Raw genomic sequence first — 8303 nt, 5'->3', positions numbered from 1 at the left:
GCAGTCCACCACCACCTCGACCCCCGCAGTCCCCCCCGCGCTCCCCCCCCCCCGGGGCTGGGGGGGGGGCCCGCCGCCGGTCGCGGCGCTGACCGGGGCGACCGCCAGGTCGGCGTTCAGACCCGCGTCCGGGCCGCCGGGCGAGTACGTCATGGCGATCAGCGGGATGCTCTCGGCCTGCGGGGACAGCACCTGCAGCCGCTCCGAGCGGGCCTCGAAGAAGGTGTACTCGAACTCCTGTCGGGACACCTTCAGCCCGGCCCGGCGGGCCTGCTCGTAGACGTAGCGCGCGGACTCGTCGTGCCCCTTCGAACCGGCCACCCGGGTGCCGCCGTTGCGGTCGGCGATCCGCTGGAGCGCGGCCAGGGTGTCGTGGGCGCTCTCGGCGTCGGCGGCCTCGACCAGGCGCGCGGCGAGCCGCTCGCCTCTGCGCGCCGGGTCCGGGTCGGCGGCCGCGCCGCCGGCCCCGGCCAGCAGCAGCGGGGCGGCCAGGGCGGCGACGGTCAGGGCGGCGCCCGCGCTCCGGACGGTCGCGGTGCGCGGGCGCTGGTCCCGGCGCTGCTGGTGCGGTATCGGGGTGGACTGGTCGAGCGGGCTGGTCGGGCGGAGGGGCAGGGAGATCGGGCGGCGGGCTCGTGGCTTCAAGGCGACTCCTTCCGGCGGTCCGTGAACTCCCGATTTGACATGACCGGCATCACGTTGCCAAGGCCGCCGCGCGGCCGCGGGATGCGGACGGCGGCGGAGGCGGTGATCCTGGAGGGGTGGGGCCGTCTCTTCCAGGAGCGTGACCAGATGTCCATGTTGGATAAGCTCAAGGGCCTGTTGAAGGGCCACGAGGACCAGGCCGACAGGGCCGTCGACAAGGCTGGGGACGCCGTCGACGAGCGCACCCAGGGCAAGTACAGCAGCCAGGTGGACGCCGCCCAGGAGCAGGCGAAGAACCAGTTCCGCGACCAGCCGCCGCAGCAGTAGCAGCCCGAAACCCGCCGTACGCCTGCGGCCCCGGTCAGGCCCGCCCGGCCGCACCGGGGCCCAGCTGTTCCGGGCCGAGGTTCAGGCGTTCCGGGCCGGGGTTCAGCCGTTCCGAGCCGGGGCCGAGCCCTCCTGGACCTGCAGTCAGCCGTCCTGCTCCGGCGCGGCCTCGGCCTTCGCCGCGGGCTGCCGGGCCCCCGCCTCGCCGTCCGCGCTCCCGGCCCCGCAGTTCTCGCACGGTTGCGGCCCGGGCCGCTCGCGCAGGCGCCCGCACTCCGGGCACACCCGGTCCAGCCAGCAGGCCGCCTCTCCGCCTTCGTCCATGCCCCCGATTCTGCCCGGGGCGCCCGCGCCGACGCGAGTAGACACTGTCTACAGCGGCCTGGTAGACAAGGCCCATGACCGATCAGGAGAAGGACCTGCGCGCGCGCCTGGTGGCCGCCGGCGTCGAACTGGTGACCAGGGAGGGCGTCCACGCCCTCGGCCTGCGCGAGATCGCCCGGCAGGCGGGGGTCTCGCACGGAGCCCCCCGCCGCCACTTCCCCACCCACCGCGAACTGCTCGCCGCCATCGCGCGACACGGGTTCGGCAGGCTCACCGACACCCTGGCCGGCGCCGACGCGCTGGCCGCCACCACCGGCGCGGCCCCCCGCACCCGGCTCGACGCGCTCGCCCGTGCCTATCTCGGCTTCGCGGCGGCCAACCCCGGCATGTTCGAGCTGATGTTCCGTCACGACCTGCTGGAGGGCAGTGGAGCCGAGCTGCGGCACACCACCCTGCCGATGTTCCACACCGTCGCCCGCCTGGTCGGCGAGGCCCGCCCGGAGTCCACCGATCCCGGACCGGCGGCCGCCGCACTGTGGGCGAACCTGCACGGCCTGGCCCAACTGCGCGCCTGGGGCAGCCTGCGGCTCATCACCGGCGGCGAGGACGTCGAACCGCTGCTGCGCGCCGCCCTGGACGCCCACCTCGGCCCGGCCCCCGGGGCCCTCCCCCAGGGAGCCGTCACACGCCCGTGAGGCCGTCGATGCTCTCCCGGAGCAGGTCCGCGTGGCCGTTGTGGCGGGCGTACTCCTCGATCAGGTGCACCAGGATCCAGCGCAGCGAGACGGTCTCCGAGCCGAACACGGCCGCCGCCCGCTCGGAGAGGCGTCCGGTGTCCTCCAGCGCCGCCGCGGCGGTCAGTTCGCGGCCCTGCTCGACCTCCGCCCGCCAGTCGGCCAGCGCCTCGGGCATCCCCCGCTCCGGGGTGAGCGCGTAGCCGCCCTCGCCGTCCGCGCCGTACAGCGGCGGCGCCTCCCGGCCGGCCAGCACCCGCTGGTACCAGGTGCGTTCGACCTCGGCGAGGTGCTGGACCAGGCCGAGCAGCGTCATCGTCGACGGCGGGACGGCCGCCAGCCGGACCTGCTGGTCGTCGAGCCCGGCGACCTTCTGCACGAGAGTCGCCCGGTGGAACTCCAACCAGCCTTCCAGCATGGCGCGTTCGTCTGCGTGCGGGGACGGCAGCGGCCGCCCGTCGAGTGTCGGTCCCATGGCCTCCACTGTTCCACAGCCGGGCGACCGGAGTCGATCATCCGACCGATTCCAGGGCCCGGCCGCCCTGCTCCGCCGACGACACGGGCCGCCGGGGCCCACGCCGAGCCAGGAGCAGCAGCAGGCCGAGCTGCACGGCCGCGCCCACGGCCGGCCCCACCCACACCCCGGTCACCCCGAGCGGCCCCGACAGGGCCGCGGAGGCGGCGAGTTGGGCGCCCAGTCCGAGCAGCACGGAGAGCACCAGCGGCCGACCGGCGCCCGCCGCCTGGTGCACCCCGCCGAGGGCGACCACCAGCGCGTACGGGAGCAGGTAGAACGCCGCCATCCGCAGGAAGCCGACGGACTGCCCGGCCACCGCCGGGTCGTCGGTGAACAGCGCGGTCAGCGGGGCGGCGAGCGTCGCGGACAGCACCGCCGCGACGGCGCCGAGGAGCGCGGCGAGGCGTCCGGTGGCGCGGTGCAGCGCGCCCAACTCGGTGGCACGGCCCGCGCCGCAGAGGCGGGCGGCCTCGATCGCGGCGGCTTGCCGGAGCGCGTAGAACGCCATGGTGACGACCAGCAAGGCCCGGTAGCCGATGCCGTACCCGGCCACCGCCGCGACGCCGAAGCCTGCGACCAGGGCGAGTTGGGCCGTGCCGACGGCCATCCGGGCGGTGAAGTCCAGGCCAAACGGCGCTCCCGCGCGGACGATCCGGCCAGCCGCCGCGCCGGTTCCCCCGGGGGGTGCGGGCAGCCGCGGCCGCAACCGCAGGGTGACGGCGAGGGCGACCGCCCGCGAGCCGGCCAGGGCCAGCGCGGCGCCCGTCACCCCGAGCGCGGGCACCGGGCCGGCGCCGAGGACGAGCAGCGGGTCGAGGGCGAGCAGCAGCGCGTTCGACAGCAGGGCCATCCGCATCGGGGTGCGGGTGTCGCCCGCGCCCTTGAACAGTTCGTCGGCGACGCGCTGGCCGGAGAACAGGGCGAACGCCGGGAAGGCGACGGTGAAGTAGTCGGCGGCGAGGGCGGCGGCGGCGCCGTCCAGGAAGGCGCCGGCCAGGCGGTCGCGCAGCAGGAAGCCGGGGACTGCGAGCGCGAGGCTGCCCACCGCGCAGAGCCGCCAGGCTGCGCGGGTGGTGCGGGCGGCGTCGTCCCGGTCGCCGGCGCCGAGCGCGCGGGAGAGCCGCACGCTGGTGCCGGAGCCGACCACCAGGACGAGCCCGAGCAGCAGGTTCTCCACGGTGCCGGCCAGGGTGACGGCGGCGACGGCCGCCCCGCCGAGGCCCGCCACCCAGAAGGTGCCGATCACCGAGGCGATCACGTTGGACAGCAGTTCGACGTAGACCGGTCCGGCCAGTGCGGCCAGTCGTCGCGACGGACGCCCGTGCATGCTTCCTCCCCGTTCCGCCACCGCCTGCCGGTGGCTCACCTCGAATAGAGATACCTCGTATCGAGGCACATCGACAAGAGGTAACATGGGGCGCGCCACAGGGCGCACTCCGACGAAAGGGCTTCGACCGTGCTGACCCTCGCGATCCTCGGCTTCCTGTACGACCAGCCGCTGCACGGCTACCAACTCAAGTCCCGGATCACCGGCCTCACCGGCCACGTCCGACCGGTCAGCGACGGCGCGCTCTACCCCGCCATCGCCAGGCTGGAGAAGGCCGGGCTGCTGCGCCGCCGCGCCGAGCCGGGCAGCGGGGCCGCGCCGCGCCAGACGCTGGAGCTCACCGAGGAGGGCCGGACCGAACTGCGGCGCCGGCTGGCCGACCCGGAGCAGGCCGAGATCACGGACCAGATCCGCTTCTTCGCGCACGCCGCCTTCCTGCACCACCTCGCCGACCCGCCCGCGCAGGCGGCCGTGCTCCGGCGCCGGCTGGCGTTCCTGGACGAGCCGAGCAGCTTCTTCTACGACGGCGAGGGCCGCGCGGTCACCGCCGAGCTGGAGCCGAACCCCTTCCGGCGCGGCATGCTGCTCGTCGCCCGGGCCTCCACGGCGGCCGAGCGGGCCTGGCTGATGGAAACCATCGCCGAGCTGGACGGCCGGGTGCACTGACCCGCGAGGCCGAGAACCCGGCCGGGCGCACCGACCCGTGAGGCCGGGGACACGACCCGGCGAGCGCCTTCGCACAGCAGCGCGAACGCGCGAAATCGCGCCGTTGCGAACCGGCTCCCAGTCGGCCTCCGCGTCGCTATGATGATCGGCCTCACGTCCACGGCATCCCCTCCGCGGCGTGAACCCGCCACCGCGCCCCGCCCGCCCTCCTGGAGGCCGCCGTGCCCACCGCCGAGACCACAGCCACCCGCCCCGCGCCACTGACCCGGGACGACATCCCCGGCTGGTTCTTCCGTCTCGACCGAGCGGCCTTCGGCCACCTGCTGGCGGCCCAGACCACGGCGGGCGCCACCGGCGACATCCTCGAACTCGGCAGCTACCTCGGCCGCAGCGCCGTCCTGCTCGGCGACCACCTCCAGACCGGCGAACGGCTGACCGTCTGCGACCTGTTCGACTCCGAGGCGGGCGACGCGGACAACGCCGCCGAGATGGCGATGTCCTACCGCAAGACCCTCACCCGGAGCGCCTTCGAGGCCAACTACCTCGCCTTCCACGGCGAGTTGCCGGAGATCGTGCAGGCGCCCACCTCGGTGCTGGCCGACGGCCGGATCCCGGCCGGGAGCTGCCGGTTCGTCCACGTCGACGCCTCCCACCTGTACGAGCACGTCGCCGGGGACATCGCGGTGACCAGGGCGGCGCTCGCCGACAACGGCGTCGTGGCGCTGGACGACTACCGCTCGGAGCACACCCCCGGCGTGTCGGCGGCGGTCTGGGAGGCGGTCTTCACCGGCGGCCTGCGGCCGGTGCTGCTCACCCCGATGAAGTTCTACGGCACCTGGGGCGACGCCGCGGCCGTCCGGCAGGTCCTGCTCGCCCGCGACTGGCGGGCCGAGGGCTACACGATGGACGACGACACCATCGCCGGGGAGCCGGTGCTGCGGCTCAACTACCAGGTCAAGGCCCCCGTCCAGCAGTCCACCTCGCGCCGGCTGGCGCTGGACCTGCTGCCGCCGGTCGCCACCCGGGCGACCCGCCGGGTGCTCCGGACGCTGCGCGAGCGCCGCGCCGTCCGCCCCGTTCCGGCGTCCTGACGCACCGGCGCGCCGACGCGCGCCCGCAACTCCCCCCCGCCACGGCTACGGCTACGGCCACGGCCACGTGCTCATCGCCGAGGTCGCGGGATTCTCCGGCGACCGGGCCGACCGGATCAGGGTGGTGGCGTGGATCTTCCACGCCACCGCCCTTTTCATATGTCTGACATATATTCAATTCCACGCCTCACTCGAATGAGTGAATCTCTCTTAAAGATTTGCCCACGGAACGTTAAAGGCCACATAGTGATGGCACCTCAGTCTGGTCTAGGGAAGACCAAGTTCAGGCAAAGCCACCGCGAGTGAGGAGAAGGCCATGTTCCACGGAACCACGGCGTCGGGCCACGGGCAGCGGCTCCGCGAGGAGATCGCGAGCCCGGGAGCCACGCCCCTCATCGGCGTCTACGACATGTACTCGGCCTCCATCGCGGCCGAGCACTACAACGGCATGTTCGTCTCCGGATTCGGCTTCGCCGCCTCCTACTACGGCCTGCCCGACATCGGGTTCATCGCCTGGCCGGACATGGTCGGCTTCGTCGAACGGTTGCGCGGCGCCTTCCCCCAGCACCATCTCCTGGTCGACATCGACGACGGCTACGTCGATCCCGAGGTCGCCTGCCACGTCGTGCGCAGGCTCGAACGCATCGGCGCGTCCGGCGTCATCCTGGAGGACCAGAAACGGCCGCGCCGCTGCGGCCACGCCGACGGCAAACAGGTCCTCCCGCTGGAGGAGTACCTGGAGAAGCTGGACCTCGTCCTCGCCAACCGGACGGACCTCCTGGTGGTCGCCCGCACCGACGCCACCGAGGAGGAGGACATCCTGCGCCGCGCCCGGGCCCTCGCCGCCACCGACGCCGACGTGGTGCTGGTCGACGGGGTGCGCAGCGAGGACTGGATCCGGCGGATCCGGGGGGTCGTCGGCGACAAGCCGCTGCTGTTCAACCAGATCGCCGGCGGCAAGTCCCCCCGGCTGTCGCTCTCCGAGCTGACCGAGCTGGGGGTGGACGTCGCCATCTACAGCACGCCCTGCCTGTTCGCGGCCCACCGGGCCATGGACGAGGCGCTGGCCGGGCTGAAGGTGGCCGACGGGCGGCTGCCGGCCGGCGCCGGGGAGAGCCGGCAGATCGGCGTGCGGGAGTCCACCGAACTGCTGGAGCGGAACATCGCGCGCTCCCGCCCCTTCGCGGGGGTGACGGCGTGATGGCCGGGCTGCGCGGTCCCGCCCCGCCCCCGGCGGCCGCCGTCCTGCGGGCCACCGCACTGGGGCTGGCCGGGGCGTGCGGCCTGCTCGCCGGCGCAGCGGCGCCCGCGGGGGGGGGCGGGGGGCTGATCACGCTCGTCGACAACTCCAACGCCGACTCCTGGGTGGAGATCGATCGCACCGCCAACGTCCAGAACGGCAGCGGCTCGGCGGGCAGCGACCACGACGGCGCCGGGTCCCTGGTGGGCGGCCTGCTCGGGTCCGGCCCGGGCGGGGCGGCGATCGGGGGTGGCCGATGACCGACGACACCGCCCGCAGGAGCCGGAGCCGGTGGCGCGGGCTGTGGCCGCGCCGGCTCGACCCGTACCTGGCCGCGCTCGCCGGGGCGGTCGGCCTGGCCGCCCTGTTTCCGGCCACCGGGGGCTCGGCGCGGGTCGCGGCAGTGGCCTGCAACCTGGCGGTGGCGCTGCTGTTCTTCCTCTACGGCGCCCGGCTCTCCGCCCGCGAGACGCTGGCCGGGCTGCGCCACCTGCGGCTGCACGGACTGGTGCTCGCCGCCACCTTCGGCCTCTTCCCGCTGCTCGGGGCGGCCACCGCGCTGCTCACCCCCGTCCCGCTCAGCGGGCAGTTGCAGACCGGGGTGCTGTTCCTCTGCCTGCTCCCGTCGACGGTGCAGTCCTCGGTGGCGCTGACCGGCGCCGCCGGGGGCGACGTCCCTGCGGCGATCTGCGCCGGGACGTACTCCAGCCTGGCCGGGCTGCTGCTGACCCCGCTGCTGGCGGCCTGGCTCCTGGACGTGCACACCGCGCTGTCGGCCGAGGGGCTGCTGCGGATCGGGGCCCAGTTGCTCGCGCCGTTCCTGCTCGGGCAGGTGCTGCGGCCGTGGATCGGCGCCTTCCTCACCCGGCACAGACGGGTGCTGACGCCGGTGGACCGGGGCTCGATCCTGCTCGTCGTCTACACCGCGTTCAGCGCGGCGACGGCTCAGGGCAGCTGGGGCCTGGCCACCCCGGGCGCCCTGCTCGGTCTGCTCGCGGTGCTGCTCGCCCTGCTGGCCGCCGCGCTCGCGGTCACCGGGCTCGGGGCACGGCTGCTGGGGCTCGACCGGCCGGCCACCATCGCGGCGGTGCTGTGCGGCTCGCAGAAGAGTCTGGCGAGCGGCCTGCCGATGGCCACCGTGCTCTTCGGGCCCCAGGCCGGGCTGCTGGTCCTGCCGTTGATGGCGTATCACCAGCTCCAGCTGGTGGTCGGCACCGTGCTCGCTGGCCGCTGGGCCCGCGCGCCGGACGCCACGCCCGCCGGGCAGGCCCCGCCCGCCGATCGGGTACCGGCCGCGCTCACGGGGCCGGGCGGGCCGCCCGTTCCCGGGTGAGCCGGCGCCTGGGGCCCGGCGCCTGGGGCCGACGTGTGGCCCCGGCGTGGGGGGCCCCCGGGGGGGGGGCCCGCGGGGGGGGGGCCGGGGGGCCGCCCC

Annotated in this window: 10 protein-coding genes and 1 pseudogene; 7 read left to right on the top strand and 4 right to left on the bottom strand. The window is 75.0% G+C overall.

The window, feature by feature from the left end; genetic code table 11:
• Positions 1 to 645: pseudogene (locus ACFV6I_RS35050) on the bottom strand (hypothetical protein); the annotation flags it as partial.
• A gap of 147 nt (positions 646 to 792) precedes the next feature.
• Here ACFV6I_RS35050 and ACFV6I_RS35045 point away from each other — a divergent pair.
• Positions 793 to 972, top strand: a complete 180-nt coding sequence (locus tag ACFV6I_RS35045; RefSeq protein ID WP_063350839.1) for an antitoxin — start codon at positions 793 to 795, stop codon at positions 970 to 972.
• A gap of 144 nt (positions 973 to 1116) precedes the next feature.
• Here ACFV6I_RS35045 and ACFV6I_RS35040 read toward each other — a convergent pair whose 3' ends face one another.
• Positions 1117 to 1296: a hypothetical protein gene (locus ACFV6I_RS35040; protein ID WP_380429912.1), complete on the bottom strand. Its 180-nt coding sequence runs from the start codon at positions 1294 to 1296 to the stop codon at positions 1117 to 1119.
• Between the two features lie 74 nt (positions 1297 to 1370).
• Between ACFV6I_RS35040 and ACFV6I_RS35035 the strand changes: the two genes are divergently transcribed.
• Positions 1371 to 1991 (top strand): TetR/AcrR family transcriptional regulator, encoded by a 621-nt coding sequence (locus tag ACFV6I_RS35035; RefSeq protein ID WP_380429909.1) that lies wholly within the window; start codon positions 1371 to 1373, stop codon positions 1989 to 1991.
• Here the strand turns inward: ACFV6I_RS35035 and ACFV6I_RS35030 are convergent.
• Both ACFV6I_RS35030 and ACFV6I_RS35025 read right to left on the bottom strand, forming a co-directional pair.
• Positions 1978 to 2505 (bottom strand): DinB family protein, encoded by a 528-nt coding sequence (locus ACFV6I_RS35030; RefSeq protein ID WP_107452797.1) that lies wholly within the window; start codon positions 2503 to 2505, stop codon positions 1978 to 1980. The two genes, ACFV6I_RS35035 and ACFV6I_RS35030, sit on opposite strands and share 14 nt — an antisense overlap.
• 37 nt (positions 2506 to 2542) lie before the next feature.
• Positions 2543 to 3874, bottom strand: a complete 1332-nt coding sequence (locus ACFV6I_RS35025) for an MATE family efflux transporter (RefSeq protein ID WP_380429906.1) — start codon at positions 3872 to 3874, stop codon at positions 2543 to 2545.
• Between the two features lie 129 nt (positions 3875 to 4003).
• Between ACFV6I_RS35025 and ACFV6I_RS35020 the strand changes: the two genes are divergently transcribed.
• The 5 genes from ACFV6I_RS35020 to ACFV6I_RS35000 all read left to right on the top strand — a co-directional run bounded on the left by ACFV6I_RS35020 (position 4004) and on the right by ACFV6I_RS35000 (position 8204).
• Entirely contained in the window at positions 4004 to 4540 is a 537-nt protein-coding gene (locus ACFV6I_RS35020; RefSeq protein WP_380429903.1) for a PadR family transcriptional regulator, read from the top strand.
• Between the two features lie 221 nt (positions 4541 to 4761).
• Positions 4762 to 5631 carry a class I SAM-dependent methyltransferase gene (locus ACFV6I_RS35015; RefSeq protein ID WP_380429900.1) on the top strand — a complete coding sequence of 290 codons (870 nt, stop codon included), beginning with the start codon at positions 4762 to 4764 and terminating at the stop codon, positions 5629 to 5631.
• Positions 5632 to 5947: 316 nt separating this feature from the next.
• Positions 5948 to 6832 carry an oxaloacetate decarboxylase gene (locus tag ACFV6I_RS35010; RefSeq protein ID WP_380429897.1) on the top strand — a complete coding sequence of 295 codons (885 nt, stop codon included), beginning with the start codon at positions 5948 to 5950 and terminating at the stop codon, positions 6830 to 6832.
• Positions 6832 to 7131 (top strand): hypothetical protein, encoded by a 300-nt coding sequence (locus tag ACFV6I_RS35005; protein WP_380429894.1) that lies wholly within the window; start codon positions 6832 to 6834, stop codon positions 7129 to 7131. Before ACFV6I_RS35010 ends, ACFV6I_RS35005 begins: the two co-directional genes overlap by 1 nt.
• Complete coding sequence (locus ACFV6I_RS35000; RefSeq protein WP_380429891.1) at positions 7128 to 8204, top strand: bile acid:sodium symporter family protein; 1077 nt, start codon at positions 7128 to 7130, stop codon at positions 8202 to 8204. Before ACFV6I_RS35005 ends, ACFV6I_RS35000 begins: the two co-directional genes overlap by 4 nt.
• Positions 8205 to 8303: the final 99 nt, after the last annotated feature.

Source organism: Kitasatospora sp. NPDC059803 (genome assembly GCF_042732255.1).
GTDB lineage: Bacteria > Actinomycetota > Actinomycetes > Streptomycetales > Streptomycetaceae > Kitasatospora.
The sequence above is the reverse complement of the archived record's forward strand: the minus strand, read 5'-3'. Positions and strand labels throughout refer to the sequence as shown.

What these genes read in the sequence shown, in the direction of transcription:
- ACFV6I_RS35045 (WP_063350839.1), top strand. Translation starts at nt 793, where the DNA reads ATGTCCATGTTGGATAAGCTCAAGGGCCTGTTGAAGGGCCACGAGGAC.
- ACFV6I_RS35040 (WP_380429912.1), bottom strand. Translation starts at nt 1,296, where the DNA reads ATGGACGAAGGCGGAGAGGCGGCCTGCTGGCTGGACCGGGTGTGCCCG.
- ACFV6I_RS35035 (WP_380429909.1), top strand. Translation starts at nt 1,371, where the DNA reads ATGACCGATCAGGAGAAGGACCTGCGCGCGCGCCTGGTGGCCGCCGGC.
- ACFV6I_RS35030 (WP_107452797.1), bottom strand. Translation starts at nt 2,505, where the DNA reads ATGGGACCGACACTCGACGGGCGGCCGCTGCCGTCCCCGCACGCAGAC.
- ACFV6I_RS35025 (WP_380429906.1), bottom strand. Translation starts at nt 3,874, where the DNA reads ATGCACGGGCGTCCGTCGCGACGACTGGCCGCACTGGCCGGACCGGTC.
- ACFV6I_RS35010 (WP_380429897.1), top strand. Translation starts at nt 5,948, where the DNA reads ATGTTCCACGGAACCACGGCGTCGGGCCACGGGCAGCGGCTCCGCGAG.
- ACFV6I_RS35005 (WP_380429894.1), top strand. Translation starts at nt 6,832, where the DNA reads ATGGCCGGGCTGCGCGGTCCCGCCCCGCCCCCGGCGGCCGCCGTCCTG.
- ACFV6I_RS35000 (WP_380429891.1), top strand. Translation starts at nt 7,128, where the DNA reads ATGACCGACGACACCGCCCGCAGGAGCCGGAGCCGGTGGCGCGGGCTG.